The sequence below is a fragment of the Clostridium nigeriense genome (assembly GCF_050585245.1).
Classification (GTDB): Bacteria; Bacillota; Clostridia; order Clostridiales; family Clostridiaceae; genus Clostridium; species Clostridium nigeriense_A.
The window spans coordinates 1-451 of record NZ_JBNOOF010000055.1; the positions used below are offsets into that span (position 1 = coordinate 1).

General features: G+C 67.4%; 1 protein-coding gene. It reads right to left on the minus strand.

What is annotated here, in order from left to right; translation table 11 throughout:
• Positions 1–392: hypothetical protein (locus tag ACQPUY_RS17810; protein ID WP_430843400.1), on the minus strand; the 392-nt coding region annotated here is incomplete at its 3' end.
• Positions 393–451: the final 59 nt, after the last annotated feature.

A 451-nucleotide genomic window follows, 5' to 3' on the forward strand; every position in this document is an offset into this window, starting at 1 on the left:
ATCGGAAGAGCATACGTCTGAACTCCAGTCTCGGCGCGCGCGAAGAAGATGTGGGCGCGCCCGGGAGCGCCACCGGAGGGCCGCTCGAGCACCCAGCAGCCACGTCGACGTAGCCAGTCCGCGATCTCGGGAGCGAGGTACTCGCCCATGTTGGCGTTCTTGGTGTCGAGGTCGATGACGCCCGCGCCTGCGCGGAGCCGGCCGAAGATCGCGGTCACTCTCCCCTTGCCGATCAGGGCCAGGCCCTGGTGGAGGGAGGGGACCGTGATGGGGAGTCGACCATTGCTGGCAGCACCGAGCGCATGCCAGCCGGTGGGGGAGAAGAGCCACTCGTCGAGAGCGAGGCTGTTCTGGGCAGGAGACAGCGCGGCGTGGTCATCGCCACGCGACACTGCGAAATCGACAGGGCCGATTTCCGGTTCGTCTGGGTTGGGCGCTGTTAAGGGGGGCA